This window comes from Corynebacterium gallinarum (genome assembly GCF_014837045.1).
GTDB lineage: Bacteria > Actinomycetota > Actinomycetes > Mycobacteriales > Mycobacteriaceae > Corynebacterium > Corynebacterium gallinarum.
Window position 1 is genome coordinate 22,330 of record NZ_JACSPR010000006.1, and the last position, 16,033, is coordinate 38,362.

The following is a 16,033-nucleotide window of genomic DNA, read 5'->3' on the forward strand; positions in this document are numbered from 1 at the left end:
TGTGGCTGAGGAAGGGGGATGTCTGCATTCCGGTGCCGAAAACACTGATCGCGACCCCCGGAGGGATGGCCGCGATCAGTTGGTGCTATACCGGTAAGACTGCTTACGCGGTCTCGGTGAGTGGGTTCTTGACCCAGCTCATGAGGTCACGCAGCTTGGAGCCGGTCTCCTCGATCGGGTGCTGTGCGTACTCGGCGCGCAGACCCTCGAGCTCGGTGTTGCCGTTCTCGACGTTGGCGATGAGGTGCTTGGTGAAGGTACCGTCCTGGATTTCGGTCAGGATGTCCTTCATCCGCTCCTTGGTGTCAGCGTTGATGACGCGTGGGCCAGCGAGGTAGCCACCGAACTCAGCGGTGTCGGAGACGGAGTAGTTCATGTTGGCGATGCCACCCTCGAACATGAGGTCAACGATGAGCTTGAGCTCGTGCAGAACCTCGAAGTAGGCCATCTCGGGCTCGTAGCCGGCCTCGGTGAGGACCTCGAAGCCGGTCTTGACCAGTTCCTCGGTGCCACCGCAGAGCACAGCCTGCTCACCGAAGAGGTCGGTGACGGTCTCAGCCTCGAAGGTGGTCGGGATGACGCCTGCGCGGCCACCACCGATGGCGGAGGCATAGGACAGTGCGAGTGCCTGTGCGTCGCCGGTGGGATCCTGGTCGATGGCGATGAGGCAGGGAACGCCCTTGCCGTCGACGAACTGACGACGAACCAGGTGGCCCGGGCCCTTCGGTGCAACCATGCCGACGATGATGTTGTCAGCCGGCTTGATCAGGTCGAAGTGGATGTTCAGGCCGTGGCCGAAGAGCAGTGCGTCGCCTGCGTTCAGGTTTGGCTCAACATCGTTGGTGAAGATGGATGCCTGGGAGGTGTCGGGAGCCAGGATCATGATGACGTTGGCCCATGCTGCTGCATCAGCGGTGGTCTTGACCTCGAAGCCAGCCTCCTTGGCCTTCTCTGCGGACTTGGAGCCCTCGCGCAGACCGATAACGACCTCGACGCCGGAGTCACGCAGGTTCTGTGCATGGGCGTGGCCCTGGGAGCCGTAGCCGATGATGGCGACCTTGCGGCCCTGGATGATGGAAAGATCGGCGTCTGCGTCGTAGAACAGTTCAATGGCCATGAGAGAAAATCTCACCTTTCGTGATAAACGATGATAAAAGTGTCCGCCACATGAGACAGACAACTACATTATTGTTTCTACCACACTCACTGTGGTGGGCCGTGCTTCAGCCCACCCAGGAGCGCAGAAGGAATTTAGAACTTTGCCGGGGCCATGGTCTTGGGACCACGGTTGAGAGCGATCTGACCGGACTCGATCAGCTCGCGGATCCCGAAGGGTTCCATGACATCCAGCAGTGCACGGAGCTTGCCGGGCGTGCCGGTGGCTTCGATGACCACGGAGTCCTGGGCGACGTCGACGACCCTGGCGCGGAAGATGTTCGCGGCGTCGACGATCTGCGGACGGTTGGTGCTGTCCGCGGAGACCTTGACCAGCATGATGGCGCGGGCGATGGTGGTCTCTTCGTCGAGACGCACGACCTTGAGCACCGGGATCAGCTTGTTGAGCTGCTTGGTGATCTGCTCAATGTTGAGCTCATCGGCGTCAACGACGACTGTGATGCGGTTGATACCCGCTGTCTCGGTCTTGGCGGACACCAGCGAGACGAGGCTGAATGCGCGTCGGGTGAACATACCCGAGACACGTGAAATGATACCGTCGATGTCCTGGACCAGAACGGACAGGGTGTGGCGGGTGATATCTGAGGGGGCCATCGTGATCTCTCCTTATGCTCTGGTGGTGACTGCGTCGATGTCTGCGGGAGCTTCGCCTGCGGACTCCTCGGTATCAAACAACGGGCGCAGACCGATGGCGTACTGGATGTCCGAGTTCGAGGAACCGGCGGACACCATCGGCCAGACCTGGGCGTCCTCACCGACGATGAAGTCGATGACCACGGGGCGGTCGTTGATCTCCTGTGCCTTCTTGATGGCCGGGATGACCTCCTCCGCCTTGGTGACACGGATGGCCACGCATCCGAGCCCCTCGGACAGCTGGACAAAGTCTGGCACGTAGGAGCCCTGCTCGCGCAGCTTGGTGTTGGAGTAACGACCCTCGTAGAACAGGGTCTGCCACTGGCGCACCATGCCGAGGTTGCCGTTGTTGATCAGGGCGATCTTGATCGGGAAGCCCTCCACCGCGGCGGTGGTCAGCTCCTGGTTGGTCATCTGGAAACAACCGTCACCGTCGATGGCCCAGACCTCCTTCTCGGGAGCTCCTGCCTTGGCGCCGAGGGCGGCCGGAACGGCGTAGCCCATGGTGCCCAGGCCACCGGAGTTGAGCCAGGTGCGGGGTTTTTCAAAGTCAATGAACTGTGCGGCCCACATCTGGTGCTGGCCGACGCCGGCGCAGTAGATGGCGTCGGGTCCGACCTCACGGGAGAGTGTCTCGATGACAAACTGTGGGGACAGGGAGTCGTCGGCCTGCTCGTCATAACCACGGGGGAAACGCTTGCGCAGGTCACGCAGGTAGTCCACCCAGGCGCTGATGTCACCCGTGGCGTTCGTCTTGTTGCGCACGGAGATCAGGAGCTGGGTGAGCACCTCGCGGGCATCGCCGACGATCGGGACATCAGCCTGGCGGATCTTGCCGATCTCGGCCGGGTCGATGTCGGCGTGGATGATCTTGGCGTCCGGGGCGAAGCTGCTGACCTCGCCGGTGACGCGGTCGTCGAAACGCGCACCGATGGTGATGAGCAGATCGGAGCGCTGCAGCGCGCCGACGGCGGCCACGGTGCCGTGCATACCCGGCATGCCCATGTTCAGTTCGTGGGACTCCGGGAAGGCACCCAGCGCCATGAGGGTGGTGACGACTGGGATACCGGTGTACTCGGCGAAGGCGAGCAGTTCCTCGTGGGCGTCCGCCTTGATCACACCGCCACCGATGTAGAGAACAGGCTTTTCCGCCTCACCGATGAGCTTGACGGCCTGCTCGATCTGACGTGAGTGCGGAACGGTGACCGGTCGGTAACCCGGCAGGTCGATCTTGGGGGGCCAGACGAAGTCGAGCTCGGCGTTCTGGATGTCCTTGGGGATGTCCACCAGGATCGGTCCCGGGCGGCCGGTGATGGCGAGGTGGAATGCCTCGGCCAGGGCCTTGGGGATGTCATTGGCGTCAGTGACCATGAAGTTGTGCTTGGTCACCGGCATGGTGATGCCACGGATATCGGCTTCCTGGAAGGCATCGGTACCCAGGAGGCTGCGGCCGACCTGACCGGTGATGGCGACCAGTGGAACAGAGTCCAGGTACGCATCGGCGATCGGGGTGACCAGGTTGGTGGCACCGGGGCCGGAGGTGGCGATACAGACACCGACACGACCGGTGACCTGTGCATAACCGGTTGCGGCATGTCCCGCGCCCTGCTCGTGGCGCACGAGCACGTGGCGAACCTTCGTGGAGGAATACAGCGGGTCATATACGGGGAGAACCGCACCGCCCGGAATGCCGAACACAATGTCGGCATTCAATTCCTCTAGCGATCGAACAATTGCCTGTGCGCCTGTCATCCGCTCCGGGGTACCGGAGCGTCCACGGCTGGCAACCGTGGCTGGAGTGGGCTGTTGAGAAGCTGCCACGTTCACGACTTTCTGGCTCCTTTTCGTAGAAGGATTTCTGATGACTCCCCTGAGAGAGTCACTGTTTAATTGTTCCGACGCAGGTGCGTGTTCACGCGGTGCGACAGATGTCCGTGCAATGTTGGGTGGTGGGGTGTCTACCAACAACAAAGCCCTCGAAACAGCACTGTGGTGGGTACTGTCGAGGGCGCTTGACGAGACGACTTGTAATAAACCGTTACGGCAAACGCCGCGCAGCTACGATTATTACAAGTCGAATTGAGGTCATGGTCAGCAATGGTACCCCGCCGGACCATTTCTGACCAGCCTGCCCCATACGGGGGTTACCCCCGTGGAGCGCACAACCGGGCAGCCGGGTGGGGCGTCGATAAGCACACCGCACCGCAACCTGCGCGCTAACGTTCACCCAGACAACGCACAGAAAACGGGGTTACCCTAGTCGGCATGCTGGCTTTGAGCTATTTCCTCTCGTCCCTGTGGTCCTGGTTCCTCGGAACCGGGATCGATCTCATCATCATCGTCCTCATTGGTGCCCTCATCCCCCGCGTCGGCCGTCTGATCATGCGGATTGTGCGCAAACGGATCGAGGCCAACAACGATGAGGAGGCGGGGAAGAACAAACTCGCCTTCGCCGGCGTAGGCCTCTATATCATCCAGATCGTCGCGTATTTCGTCCTGATCGTGGCGTTTCTGCAACAGCTCGGATTCTCACTGGCCGGCGCCGCCATCCCCGCCACCGTCGCCTCCGCGGCGGTTGGTTTCGGTGCGCAGTCCATCATCGCCGACTTCCTCGCCGGCTTCTTCATCCTCACCGAGAAACAGTTCGGCGTGGGTGACTGGGTCCGTTTCGAAGGCGGAGGCGTTGAGGCGGAGGGCACCGTCGTCGAGGTGACGATGCGTGCCACCACCATCCGCACCATCTCCCAACAGACGATCATCGTCCCGAACTCCGCGGCGAAGGTGTGCATCAACAGTTCCAACGAGTGGTCGCGCGCCGTGGTGGCCATCCCCGTCCCCATGCTGGGGTCCGAGGACATCGGCGAGGTGATCGCCCGCTCGGAGGGTGCTGCACGCCGCGCGCTGGCGGAGGAGCAGGTCTCCGCGGTGGTGCTCGGTGAACTGGACGTGCACCCGGCCGTGGATATCCAGCCGCCCACAGTGGTGGGTATGCCCTGGATGGTGACGATGCGGTTCATGGTTCAGGTCACCGCCGGCAACCAGTGGCTGGTCGAACGCGCGGTGCGCACCCAGATCATCGATGAGTTCTGGGATGAATACGGCTCAGCCACCACCGTCTCCGGCGCCCTGGTGGACAAACTCACCCTGGACGATCACCCGGGCGAAACCCCCACCGAGCTGATTCCGACCCCGGACAAAACCTATTCCCGCAAACCGGTGATCGACGTCCCGGTGGATGCCCTGGACGATGACCGCACCACCGCCGCTGTGGTCAGTGCCGGGGCCGGAGGGGCTGTGGTCGGCAGGCACCTCGATGCCGCAGCGTCCGCCGAAACCGCGGAGGTCACCGCCGACGGTGAGGTCAAACCCACCGCCAAGGGCACCCACCCGAACCGCCCGGATGTCTCCATGTCCGTGCCCCCGAAGAATCCGGAGGCAGCCGATGAGACCAGGGTCTTCCCGGTCACCGACGATCCGGCGGGCGCGCCGGACGATACGGAGGACGATGATGAGACCGCAGGCAGCCGGACAGGCCTGTTCCGTTCCGAAAGTTATGACAAGTGGTGGCAGCGGTTGTTGTCAGGCGGTGGCCGCACCCGCATGAGCACGGGCGCCATGACGATCGCTCTGGTGCTCCTGCTGCTGTTCAAGGTCTTCACCATTGAACCCGAGGAGGGATGGGAGGGCTGGAACACCTCCAATGAGGAGGAGATCACCACCCCGGTCGAACCAAGCCCCGAACCGGTGATCTCCGAGGAGCCGGCACTGTCCACCGAGCCACTCGCACCGACGACCGAATCCACCGCCGATCCGACCGGCACCGCCACACCTACCGCCCCAGGTGACACGAACACACCAACCACCGCCCCGGAGAATGAACCGGCAACCACCGTGACACCGACCACTGTGACCCCGACCCCGGGCGTCGCACCCCGGCTCCAGCAGACCCCCACCCCCACGCAGCCCACAGGTCAGGCACCAACTGAGGCACCGGCCCAGACCACCGTCACGGCCCAGCCCCAGCCTGCGCCTGTGGGATGACGGTTACGGTGACGATGATGGCCACGATTACGGACATGTCCACCCCCTTTACTACTATGTGAAACATGAGTTCAGCCACTGAAAATACCCAGGACACCGCACCGGGGACCGCTTCCCGGGCAGAACCCACTGAAACCTTCCACCCTGAGCGCACCCACATCCTCAGTGCGGTTGTTCTGGCGCTGATCTCACTGCTCACCATCGGGGCCGCTCCCCAGTACCTCTGGTGGATCCTCATCTTCCCCGCCCTGATCATCTGGTGGGTGCTCAAATCCGCCACGGTGGTGGACAGCACGGGCATCGAGGCGCGCTACGCCTTCCGGGGCAACAAGGCCATCGCGTGGGATGATTTCGCGGGCATCGGTTTCAAGGGGGCACGCACCTTCGCACGCACCACCGACGGCACGGAGATCTCCCTGCCCGGTGTCACGTTCAACTCACTCCCCCGCCTCCAGCAGGCCTCCTATGGTCGCATCCCCGATGCCCTGACCGAGGGGCGTGCCGCCATGGATGGCAAGATCGTCGTGGTGCAGGAGGACGGGTACTCCGTGGTCCTGACCAAGGATGAGTACCTCGCACGCCAGAAGGAACTGGGCCGGGAGATCCAGATCGAATTCGATGAGGACAACACCCCCCACGATGTTTCGCACACGGCCTCCGGGAACAATTCCGGGGCCAGTGGTGTTGAATCCCCCGGTAGCGCAATTCCCACTGCTGAGCCTACTCATCAGCCCACTGATGACAGGCCGACGCCACAAGCGTAAATATCCCCATCCAGTGTGACGGTGTGATTCGAACCAGAGAACCGATCGCCGTCGGACACCATATTATTCTTACGGATTCCGCCGCCCCCAGCCCACCTCACCCGGTCCGGGCATGGTGGCGTGGCCTCCGAAAATTCCCCCTTTCCGCCACTCTTTCAGGATCTGTCCGAAAGAGTTGATCTGAAAAGCGCATCATGATTCCTCTTCGTTCAAAAGTCACCACCGTCGGCCGCAACGCAGCCGGAGCCCGCGCACTGTGGCGTGCCACAGGCACCAAGGAAAACGAGTTCGGCAAGCCGATTGTGGCCATTGTCAACTCCTACACCCAGTTCGTGCCGGGCCATGTTCACCTGAAGGACGTCGGAGATATCGTCGCGGATGCCGTCCGTGCAGCCGGTGGTGTGCCCAAGGAATTCAACACCATCGCCGTCGATGACGGCATCGCCATGGGTCACGGTGGCATGCTGTACTCCCTGCCGTCGCGTGAGATCATCGCCGACTCGGTGGAATACATGGTCAATGCCCACACCGCGGACGCCATGGTGTGTATCTCCAACTGTGACAAGATCACCCCCGGCATGCTCAATGCCGCGATGCGCCTGAACATCCCGGTCGTGTTCGTCTCCGGTGGCCCCATGGAGGCCGGTAAGGCTGTGGTGGTTGATGGTGTCGCCCACGCCCCGACCGACCTGATCACCGCGATCTCCGCATCCGCCAATGACGGTGTGGATGATGCCGGTCTGCTCGCCGTCGAACAGTCCGCCTGCCCCACCTGTGGTTCCTGCTCCGGTATGTTCACCGCGAACTCCATGAACTGCCTCACCGAGGCCCTGGGTCTGTCCCTGCCCGGTAACGGTTCCACTCTGGCCACCCACTCCGCCCGCCGTGCCCTGTTCGAGAAGGCCGGCGAGACCGTGGTCAAGCTGTGTGAGCGTTACTACGGCCAGGAGGACGAGTCCGCCCTGCCACGCTCCATCGCCACCAAGCAGGCCTTCGAGAACGCCATGGCACTCGATATGGCCATGGGTGGTTCCACCAACACCATCCTGCACATCCTCGCCGCCGCCCAGGAGGGTGAGGTCGACTTCGACCTGACTGACATCGACGTGCTGTCCAAGCGCGTGCCCTGCCTGTCCAAGGTCGCACCGAACTCGGACTACCACATGGAGGATGTCCACCGCGCCGGTGGCATCCCCGCCATCCTCGGTGAACTCAACCGCGGTGGCCTGCTGAACAAGGACGTTCACTCGGTCTTCTCCGATGACCTGCAGTCCTGGCTCGACGAGTGGGATATCCGTTCCGGCAAGGCATCCGAGGAGGCCATCGACCTCTTCCACGCCGCCCCCGGTGGCATCCGTACCACCGAGGCGTTCTCCACCGACAACCGCTGGGATTCCCTGGACACCGATGCCGAGAACGGCTGCATCCACAGCATCGAGCACGCCCACACCGCCGATGGTGGTCTGGTGGTGCTGCGCGGCAACATCGCCCCCGACGGAGCGGTGATCAAGTCCGCCGGTATCGACGAGGAACTGTGGACCTTCACCGGCCCCGCCCGCGTGGTTGAGAGCCAGGAAGAGGCGGTCTCCGTCATCCTCAACAAGACCATCCAGGCCGGCGAGGTGCTGGTTGTGCGCTACGAGGGTCCCTCCGGTGGCCCGGGCATGCAGGAGATGCTGCACCCGACCGCCTTCCTCAAGGGTTCCGGTCTGGGTAAGAAGTGTGCCCTGCTCACCGACGGCCGTTTCTCCGGTGGTTCCTCGGGACTGTCCATCGGCCATGTCTCCCCCGAGGCTGCCCACGGTGGTGTCATCGGCCTGATCGAGGACGGGGATATCATCACCATCGATATCCACAACCGCGTGCTGGATCTGGGTATCTCCGATGAGGAACTCGAGCGTCGCCGGGCAGCCGAGGAGGCTTCCGACAAGCCGTGGCAGCCGAAGAACCGCCAGCGTGTGGTCTCCAAGGCGCTGCGTGCCTACGCCAAGATGGCCACCTCCGCCGACAAGGGTGCGGTCCGCCAGATCGACTAACAGGTCCGGGTGACCACAAAAAACTCCCGGTGGACGTTCACTGTTGATCAGCGAACTCCACCGGGAGTTTTCTTATGCCTGGTGTCAGGCCTGGTGTCAGGCCAGCGCACCGAAGGGGTTGACGCCGGCGCCGAACCACCACAGCACCATGGCCAGGGCGATGCCGATGATCACGAAGATCCACGAGGAGACCAGCGGGCGGCGTGCCCAACTGCGGCCGGCATCCAGGGAGATACGGCCCGGGCCGGTGAACTGCAGGCCGATGACCACCAGGGTGAGAACAACCGCCAGCACAATCGCCTCGTCCAGCTCACCCCAGCCGCCGTCATGGACATTGATCTGGTGCAGGGCGGTGAAGGACGTGGCCACGGTGGCGACCGCGGCGGCCACCGGGGTCATGAGCCCCAGCAGCAGGAACACACCGGCGGCCAGCTCCAGGGACGGCAGCAGGATCGCCAGGACCTCGGGCCACTGGTAACCGGCGTACTCTGCCTCGAGTCCGGCGAGCCCGTCCGAACCACCGATCGCGAAGAATGCTGACACCCCCCGCAGGATCAGGTAGAGACCGACCGCGACGCGGATGATGAACAGACCGAAGTCGAGGGTGCCGCGCCGGGCATCCAGCGCCGTGGCCGGCTCCGCGATGACCGGTTCCTCCGGCGGCTGCGCCGGGGGGATGACGGCGGGCGCCACGGGCTGCGCGAAGTCCGTATCACTGTAGGACGCGCCGGGGACGGGTTCCCGGTCGAGCTGTCGGGTCGGCTGCGCGGGTGGTGGTGGCGTCACCGTGGTCGGCGCGTCGGACGCCAGACGGTCGCTTGTCGACGCCTGATACCCCTCCCCCGGACGGGCGAAGGCCGTGGTCTGGGGTGCCTGGGTGGCCTGGGGTGCATCTGCACGCGAACCGTTGTAGGTCGGGATGTCATCATCGGGGTCACCGAGATCGGAGGACTCCACGGGCTGGGGTTTCTTCCCCATCAACCGGCTCAGGGGGTGGGAACCCCGCCCCGGGGTGGACGGCGTCTCGGATGCCTTGTCAGTGGGGTCGGAACTGGGGTCGGTGTTACGCGGTTTCTCAGCCATGCTGCCAGGTTAATCGAACTCACCGGGCCTGGCCTGCAGGAAGCCCCGGTGTGCCCGGAATGTTATGCGGCGCAGGTGTTCAGCTGGGTGGACAGTGCCTCGGATTCCGCCTGGGTGACCCATACGTCATAGCGGTCCTTGACCGTGATGATCATCTTGGCGTAGTCGCAGCGGAAGGCGCGGTTCGGTGGCAGCCAGGTGGCGGCGTCGCTCGCGCCCTTCTGACTGTTGAGACTGCCCTTGACGGCGAGGAGGTTGTCCGGGTCGTTGGCGAAGCTCCTGCGGGTCTGCTCATCCCACTGCTGTGCACCCTTCTGCCAGGCGTCGGCAAGCGGTACGAGGTGGTCGATCTGCACCAGGGAGGAGGTGGACTGGCCACGGGTGAACCGGATGGTCTCGCCGGAGAAGGGGTCCTCCAGGGTGCCCTTCTCCACCAGGCAGTCCCTGGTGCCCGGGCGGGTGTCCACGCCGGTGAGGTCGCGGTTCAGGATGTCGTTGCGGGTGTCGCACCCGTTGTGGCCGAGGTCCACGTCGACGGTATCGGTCCAGGCGGGGCCGAAGAGCTCGCGGTTGTATCCGGTCATGGGGGCGCGTCCCTTGACATCCAGGCCGGCGAGCATGGTGCGGTACCCGGCGACTTCGGCTGTATGTGGGCGGTCATCCCCGGGAGCGCCATTGATGACATATGCGACCGCGATGATGACCGTGACGAGGGCGGTGAGCACCCCGGAGGCAGCAGCCCTGGCCCGGACGGCGCGGGACTTCTGCGTGGTTTTTGAACGTGTTGCCATGGCGTTTTACTGTATCAACCTGCACTGATGCCCCATCGACTGGGGTTCGAATATATGTTCAGCTGGCAGCAGCTCCCGATTCCGGCTATAATTGTTGACATATCATATAAATCCTTGAAGGAGTTTTCACATGAGCAACACCACTGCTGACTGGGCCGGCGCCCCACAGAATGCCTCCCCCGACGGCGAGTTCGTCCGGGACACCAACTACATCACCGACCGCATCGTGGCCGATGTCCCGACAGGGTCCGAACCGGTCGCACAGGAGGACGGATCCTTCCACTGGCCGGTTGAGGCCGGTCGCTACCGCCTGGTTGCCGCCCGCGCCTGCCCCTGGGCCCACCGCACCGTGATCACCCGTCGCCTGCTGGGACTGGAGGACGTGATCTCGCTCGGCCTGACCGGCCCGACCCATGATGTGCGTTCCTGGACCTTCGACCTGGATCCGGGCGAGGTTGATCCGGTCCTCCAGATCCCCCGCCTGCAGGAGACCTACTTCAACCGCTTCCCCGACTACCCGCGTGGCATCACCGTGCCGGCCATCGTCGAGGAGTCCAGCCGCAAGGTGGTCACCAACGACTACCCCTCCATCACCATCGACTTCAACCTGGAGTGGAAGCAGCACCACCGCGAGGGTGCCCCGGAGCTCTACCCCGAGCACCTGCGCGAGGAGATGGAACCGGTGATGAAACGGATCTTCACCGAGGTGAACAACGGTGTGTACCGCACCGGTTTCGCCGGCTCCCAGCAGGCCCACGATGAGGCCTATGAGCGTCTGTGGACGGCCCTGGACTGGCTGGAGGAGCGACTGTCCACCCGCCGCTACCTCATGGGTGATCACATCACCGAGGCGGATATCCGCCTCTACCCCACCCTCGTGCGTTTCGACGCCGTCTACTACTCCCACTTCAAGTGCTCCCGGAACAAGATCACCGAGATGCCCAACCTGTGGGGCTACCTCCGCGATCTGTTCCAGACCCCGGGATTCGGTGACACCACCGACTTCACCGAGATCAAGCAGCACTACTTCATCACCCACGCGGAGATCAACCCCACCCAGATCGTCCCGGTCGGCCCCGACCTGTCCGGTCTGATGTCCGAGCACGGCCGCGAGGCACTGGGCGGTTCCCCCTTCGCCGAGGGTGTCACCCTGCCGGGCCCGATGCCCGCCGGTGAAGAGGTCAAGAACCCGGAGCCCTTCCAGAACTAGGTTCTCAGGCCCGCCCGGGCCGCATCCACCACGGCGTCTGTGAGTCTGGCGAGCAGCCTGGACTCCAGGCGCCATCGTTGCCAATAGAGCGGGGTGTCCACCACCTTCTCATCGAGCTGCACCACATCCCCGGCAGCCAGCATCGGTGCCGCCTGCGCCTCGGGCAGCAGGCCCCACCCCAGGCCGCGCCGCACCGCCTCCCCGAACCCCTCCGCAGACGGAACCACCGAGACACGGCGCCTGGCGACGGTTCCCTCGACCCTGCCCTCGAGATCGCGGTCCTGCAGCACATCATTCGGCCCGAAACGCAGCACCGGCATGCGCACCCAGTCGGGGTGGCCGTCCACGCTGTAGCGATCCCGGAGTTCCGGGGTGGCCACGGGCAGGTGCCTCATGATCCCCAGGCGTTGAACCTCACAACCTGCGACGGGGTCCGCCTCGCGGGTCACAGCCCCGAGCACGGAACCGCGGCGCAACAGTGACAAAGTGTGGGCCTCGTCCTCCACCCGCAGCGTCAGGGTGACCGCGCCCCAGCGTGCGACCTCGGCGAACACCGGCGGGAACCAGGTGGATAGGGAATCAGCGTTGATGGCCACCGTCAGAGGGATCTCATCGAGCCGTTCCGCCAGTTGTTCGCGGGTCTCCGCCTGCAGCAGCGCCATCTTGCGGGCCGCCTGAACCAGCACCTCCCCGGCTTCCGTGGCTACCGCCGGCTGGGTGCGCGACACCAGCACCCGCCCGACGGATTTCTCCAGTGCCTTGATGCGTTGACTGACCGCCGAGGGGGAGATCGACAGCGCGAGGGAGGCATTCTCGAAGCTGCCCTCGTCAATGATGGTCAGCAGGGTGTCCAGGTGGATCGGGTTCATGAAGCAATTCTAAACCATGTTCAGTCTCTATCATTTTACTTAATATAGTTGGTGCGCGAACATGCTGAACATGGAAATCTTTGTCACCGGTTTGTTGTTGGGAGCCAGTCTGCTGTTGGCCATCGGCCCACAGAATGTCCTGGTGATCAAACAGGGCATCAAACGCGAGGGCATCACGGCCGTCATCATCGTCTGTCTACTGTCCGACGTGGTCCTGTTCACCCTCGGCACCGTCGGGGTCGGCCTGATTTCCGAGACCGCCCCGATCATTCTCGACATCCTGCGCTGGTGCGGCACCGCCTACCTGCTGTGGTTCGCGGTGATGGCTGCGCGCGACGCCCTGCGCACCCGCACCGAGGTCACCTTCGTCGACCACTCCGAGCCCGTCGCGGCACCCGGCGCCTCCGGCGGGGGCGTGACGACGAAACAACGACACCGGCTCCACACCACACCCGGCACCCAGAAGATCTGGGTCAAGCCCATGCTCATGGCCATTGTGCTGACCTGGCTCAACCCCAATGCCTACCTGGATGCCTTCGTGTTCATCGGTGGCGTGGGGGCCCAGTACGGTGAGACCGGCCGGTGGATCTTTGCCGCGGGTGCCTTTGCCGCCAGCCTGATCTGGTTCCCACTGGTCGGCTACGGCGCCGCCGCCCTGTCCGGTCCCCTGTCCAGCACGCGGGTGTGGCGCTGGATCAACATCGGTGTGGCCGTGGTGCTCACCGGACTGGCCGTGAAGCTGATCCTGATGGGTTAATCCAGCTCCCTCGGTGTGGCTGTCTTGGATTCGGTGGCCTTGGCCCAGATGTTCACCCCGGCGTCATGGGCGATCTCATCGATGGCCTGGAGTTCCGCCTCGGTGAACTCCAGGTTGGCCAGTGCGTCGAGGTTGGCATCGAGCTGCTTCACGCTGGAGGCACCGATGAGCGCCGAGGTGACCGTCTCCTCGCCGTAGTTGCCCTGTTCCCGCAGGACCCAGGCGATCGCCATCTGTGCCAGTGATTGACCGCGCTCCTGGGCGATGTCGTTGAGGCGGCGCACCATACCGATGTTCTCCTCGGACAGCATGCCCTCCGACAGGGACTTGCCCTGGGTGGCGCGGGAGCCCTCGGGGACACCGTCGAGGTAGCGGTCGGTGAGCAGGCCCTGTGCCAGCGGGGAGAAGGCGATGACCCCCAATCCGTGGTTCGCGGTGGCCTGAAGCAGTGACTCCCCCTCATCGCCCGGTTCCTCCACCCAGCGGTTGACCAGGGAGTAGCTCGGCTGGTGGATGAGCAGCGGGCAGCCCTCATCGGACATTAGCTCGGCAGCCTCGGCCGTCAGATCCGCACCGTAGGAGGAGATACCCACGTAGAGCGCCTTGCCGGAGGCGACGATGTCACGCAGGGCGTAGAGGGTCTCCTCGAGTGGGGTGTCGGGGTCCGGGCGGTGGTGGTAGAAGATGTCCACGTAGTCCACCCCCAGGCGCTTGAGCGACTGGTCGAGGGAGCTGACCAGATATTTGCGGGAGCCACCGAAACCGTAGGGTCCGTCCCACATGTTCCACCCGGCCTTGGAGGAGATGATCATCTCATCGCGGTGATCGGCGAAATCCCTCTTCAGGATGCGGCCGAAGTTCACCTCGGAGGACCCGGCCGGTGGGCCGTAGTTGTTGGCCAGGTCGAAGTGGGTGACTCCCCTGTCGAAGGCCCGGTGGATGATCTCGCGCTGGGTCTCCAGGGGTTTGTCGTTGCCGAAGTTGTGCCACAGCCCGAGAGAGATGGCGGGTAACTTCAGTCCGGAGTGCCCGACGGTGCGGTACTCCATGTCGTCATAGCGTGTTGGTGCTGGTACATAGGTCATGGCCACCATTGTGCTCACTTCGGGCTGTGGCTGCCATAACGGCAAAAACGCCCCTCACGGGGAGGGGCGTTGTGCAGGTGATCAGGCGAGCTTCTCGGCGATGAGCTTGTTCACCTGGGCCGGATCAGCCTTGCCGCGGGTGGCCTTCATGACCGCACCCACGATGGCACCGGTGACCTTGGTGTTGCCAGCGCGGTACTTTTCCACGATGTCGGGGTTGGCCGCCAGGGCCTCGTCGACGGCGGCCTCGATCGCTCCGTCGTCACGCACGACCTCCAGGCCGCGGGAGGCGACAACCGCATCGACGTCACCCTCGCCGGCGAGCACACCGTCGATGGCCTGACGGCCGAGCTTGTTGGTGAGCTTGCCCTCCCTGATCAGGGCGACCACGCGGGCGACATGCGCCGGGGTGACCGGCAGTGCGTCGAGTTCCACGCCGGACTCGTTGGCCTTCTGGGAGAGGTAGGACACCCACCAGGCGCGGGCCTCGTCCGGGGTGGTGCCCGCCTCGACGGTCTCGATGATCAGATCGAGGGCGTTGGCGTTGATGAGATCACGCATCTCGGCGTCGGAGAGCTTCCACTCCTCCTGGATGCGGGCACGACGGACCCAGGGCAGTTCCGGCAGGGTCGCGCGGATCTCCTCGACCCACTCGGCCGGTGCGATGACCGGTGGCAGGTCGGGATCGTTGAAGTAGCGGTAGTCCTCGGCGGTTTCCTTCGGACGTCCCTTGGAGGTGGAGCCGTCAGTCTCCTGGTAGTGGCGGGTCTCCTGGTCGATGGTGCCACCGTTGTCCAGGACGCGGGCCTGACGCTGCATCTCGAAGGTGATGGCCTGCTCGACGGACTTCAGGGAGTTGATGTTCTTGGTTTCGGTGCGGGTACCGAATTCCTCCTGTCCGATGGGGCGCAGGGAGAGGTTGGCATCCACGCGCATGGACCCCTGATCCAGACGACCATCGGAGACACCGAGGGCCTTGACCAGATCACGCAGCGCGGAGACATAGGCCTTGGCGATCTCCGGTGCGCGGGCACCGGCACCCTCGATCGGCTTGGTCACGATCTCGATGAGGGGAACACCCGCACGGTTGCAGTCCACCAGGGAGGCGGTGGCGCCGTGGATGCGACCCGAGGTACCACCGAGGTGGGTCAGCTTGCCGGTGTCCTCCTCCATGTGGGCGCGCTCGATCTCGATGCGCCACTCGGTGCCGTCCTCCAGCATGACGTCCAGGTAACCGTTGTAGGCGATCGGCTCATCGTACTGGGAGATCTGGTAGTTCTTCGGCTGATCCGGGTAGAAGTAGTTCTTGCGGGCGAACCGGGATGATTCGGCGATGCTGCAGTTCAGTGCCAGACCGATCTTGATCGCCCACTCCACACCCTTAGCGTTGACCACAGGCAGCGCGCCCGGCAGGCCGAGGGAGACGGGATCGACGTTGCTGTTCGGGGCCGCGCCGAAATGGGCGGAGGAGGCGGAGAACATCTTGGTCTCGGTGGCCAGCTCGACGTGGACCTCGAGGCCCATCACGGGGTCATACTTCTCCAGGACCTCGTCAAAGTCCATCAGATCATAAAAGGCTGCAGTCATG

General features: G+C 64.0%; 13 protein-coding genes. 5 read left to right on the forward strand and 8 right to left on the reverse strand.

What is annotated here, in order from left to right; genetic code table 11:
• Window positions 1-103 precede the first annotated feature (103 nt).
• The 3 genes from ilvC to H9627_RS09205 all read right to left on the reverse strand — a co-directional run bounded on the left by ilvC (window position 104) and on the right by H9627_RS09205 (window position 3,636).
• On the reverse strand, window positions 104-1,117 hold the full coding sequence (ilvC, locus tag H9627_RS09195) for a ketol-acid reductoisomerase (protein ID WP_191733749.1): 1,014 nt from the start codon (window positions 1,115-1,117) through the stop codon (window positions 104-106).
• Between the two features lie 134 nt (window positions 1,118-1,251).
• Window positions 1,252-1,770, reverse strand: coding sequence for an acetolactate synthase small subunit (gene ilvN, locus H9627_RS09200; protein WP_191733750.1), 519 nt, complete (start codon window positions 1,768-1,770; stop codon window positions 1,252-1,254).
• Between the two features lie 12 nt (window positions 1,771-1,782).
• The gene (locus H9627_RS09205) at window positions 1,783-3,636 is read right to left on the reverse strand and encodes an acetolactate synthase large subunit (RefSeq protein ID WP_191733751.1); all 1,854 of its coding nucleotides are present in this window, start codon (window positions 3,634-3,636) and stop codon (window positions 1,783-1,785) included.
• 438 nt (window positions 3,637-4,074) lie between these two features.
• Here H9627_RS09205 and H9627_RS09210 point away from each other — a divergent pair, with 438 nt between their 5' ends.
• The 3 genes from H9627_RS09210 (at window position 4,075) to ilvD (ending at window position 8,650) form a co-directional block, all read left to right on the forward strand.
• Window positions 4,075-5,850, forward strand: coding sequence for a mechanosensitive ion channel family protein (locus tag H9627_RS09210; RefSeq protein WP_191733752.1), 1,776 nt, complete (start codon window positions 4,075-4,077; stop codon window positions 5,848-5,850).
• Window positions 5,851-5,915: 65 nt separating this feature from the next.
• On the forward strand, window positions 5,916-6,614 hold the full coding sequence (locus H9627_RS09215; RefSeq protein ID WP_191733753.1) for a PH domain-containing protein: 699 nt from the start codon (window positions 5,916-5,918) through the stop codon (window positions 6,612-6,614).
• Window positions 6,615-6,808: 194 nt separating this feature from the next.
• Window positions 6,809-8,650 (forward strand): dihydroxy-acid dehydratase, encoded by a 1,842-nt coding sequence (ilvD, locus tag H9627_RS09220; protein ID WP_191733754.1) that lies wholly within the window; start codon window positions 6,809-6,811, stop codon window positions 8,648-8,650.
• Between the two features lie 96 nt (window positions 8,651-8,746).
• On the opposite strand, the gene H9627_RS09225 is transcribed toward ilvD, so the two are convergent.
• Together H9627_RS09225 and H9627_RS09230 are read right to left on the reverse strand one after the other, a co-directional pair.
• Window positions 8,747-9,628, reverse strand: a complete 882-nt coding sequence (locus tag H9627_RS09225) for a DoxX family protein (RefSeq protein WP_191733899.1) — start codon at window positions 9,626-9,628, stop codon at window positions 8,747-8,749.
• Window positions 9,629-9,795: 167 nt separating this feature from the next.
• Window positions 9,796-10,524 (reverse strand): HNH endonuclease family protein, encoded by a 729-nt coding sequence (locus H9627_RS09230; RefSeq protein WP_225213706.1) that lies wholly within the window; start codon window positions 10,522-10,524, stop codon window positions 9,796-9,798.
• A gap of 130 nt (window positions 10,525-10,654) precedes the next feature.
• Between H9627_RS09230 and H9627_RS09235 the strand changes: the two genes are divergently transcribed.
• Entirely contained in the window at window positions 10,655-11,734 is a 1,080-nt protein-coding gene (locus tag H9627_RS09235; protein ID WP_191733755.1) for a glutathione S-transferase family protein, read from the forward strand.
• Here the strand turns inward: H9627_RS09235 and H9627_RS09240 are convergent.
• Complete coding sequence (locus H9627_RS09240) at window positions 11,731-12,603, reverse strand: LysR family transcriptional regulator ArgP (RefSeq protein WP_191733756.1); 873 nt, start codon at window positions 12,601-12,603, stop codon at window positions 11,731-11,733. The two genes, H9627_RS09235 and H9627_RS09240, sit on opposite strands and share 4 nt — an antisense overlap.
• Before the next feature lie 61 nt (window positions 12,604-12,664).
• Between H9627_RS09240 and lysE the strand changes: the two genes are divergently transcribed.
• On the forward strand, window positions 12,665-13,360 hold the full coding sequence (lysE, locus tag H9627_RS09245) for an L-lysine exporter (RefSeq protein ID WP_191733757.1): 696 nt from the start codon (window positions 12,665-12,667) through the stop codon (window positions 13,358-13,360).
• Here the strand turns inward: lysE and mgrA are convergent.
• Window positions 13,357-14,454: an L-glyceraldehyde 3-phosphate reductase gene (gene mgrA, locus H9627_RS09250; RefSeq protein ID WP_318247779.1), complete on the reverse strand. Its 1,098-nt coding sequence runs from the start codon at window positions 14,452-14,454 to the stop codon at window positions 13,357-13,359. The two genes, lysE and mgrA, sit on opposite strands and share 4 nt — an antisense overlap.
• A 72-nt stretch (window positions 14,455-14,526) precedes the next feature.
• Window positions 14,527-16,032 (reverse strand): Asp-tRNA(Asn)/Glu-tRNA(Gln) amidotransferase subunit GatB, encoded by a 1,506-nt coding sequence (gene gatB, locus H9627_RS09255; RefSeq protein WP_191733759.1) that lies wholly within the window; start codon window positions 16,030-16,032, stop codon window positions 14,527-14,529.
• Window position 16,033 lies beyond the last annotated feature (1 nt).